This window comes from Streptomyces alkaliterrae, from assembly GCF_007097205.2.
Taxonomy (GTDB): Bacteria; Actinomycetota; Actinomycetes; order Streptomycetales; family Streptomycetaceae; genus Streptomyces; species Streptomyces alkaliterrae.
Window position 1 is genome coordinate 1 of sequence record NZ_VJYK02000626.1, and the last position, 945, is coordinate 945.

A 945-nucleotide genomic window follows, 5' to 3' on the forward strand; every position below is an offset into this window, starting at 1 on the left:
CTCCACGTCCCCGCCACCGCCCGCCACGCCCGGATCCACTTCCGCTACAGCGGCGACAACAACTGGTACTGGGCAGTCGACAACGTCCGCCTCGACCGGGCGCCCTGACGAGACGACCCGTCGAGGTGGGCTTCTAGGACCTCCGCCATGGCGACACGACTCGTGCAGATCAACACGAAGGCCCAGGACGACTCCGCCCTCGGCCGGTTCTGGGCCCAGGCCCTGGGCTGGGGCATCGGCAGCGAAGGCCCCGGCGTCACCAACCTCGAACCCGTCGGCTTCCCCTACCCCGACCGCACCCCGGGGGTGGCGGCATGACCCGCGAGGGAATGGTGGTCCACTCCGGCTTCGGCGAGTGCTGCGGCGCGGCGCCGTCCTCCGTCCGGCCCTGCTCCGGGGGCGTGGGCGGGCCGGACGGCCGATCCTGGGATCCCCGGCCGTGGGGGCGCGATCCTCCGGAGGTGGTGACCGCGTGAATCCCGTCGCTCCGTACCCCCTGCGTGTCGAGGCCGAGGTCGATCCCCGGCTGAAGCGCTGGATGTGGCTGGTGAAGTGGTTCCTGGCCATTCCGCACTACATCGTGCTGGTCTTCCTCTGGATCGCCTTCTGGGTCCTGACCCTCGTGGCGTTCTTCGCGATCCTCTTCACGGCCCGCTACCCGCGGGGGATCTTCGACTTCAACGTGGGGGTGCTGCGCTGGACGTGGCGGGTGGTCTTCTACGCGTGGACGGTGCTGGGCACCGACCGCTACCCCCCGTTCACCCTGAAGGAGGTGCCGGACTACGCGCTGCGTGTCCACGTCGACCACCCGGAGCGGCTGTCCCGGGGGCTGGTCTTGGTCAAGTGGTGGCTGCTGGCGCTTCCCCACTACCTGGTGGTCGCGGCCTTCACCGGCGGCAGCTGGGGGTGGGGCTCGGACACGGGCGACGGCGGGCAGTACGAGGG

The 945-nt window shown here is 70.7% G+C and carries 1 protein-coding gene and 1 pseudogene; both read left to right on the top strand.

Going from position 1 to position 945, the window contains the following annotated elements; translation table 11 throughout:
- Nucleotides 1-147: 147 nt before the first annotated feature.
- Nucleotides 148-294: pseudogene (locus tag FNX44_RS27180) on the top strand (VOC family protein); the annotation flags it as partial.
- A gap of 178 nt (nt 295-472) precedes the next feature.
- On the top strand, nt 473-945 hold a 473-nt coding region (locus FNX44_RS27185; RefSeq protein ID WP_323369691.1), incomplete at its 3' end, for a DUF4389 domain-containing protein.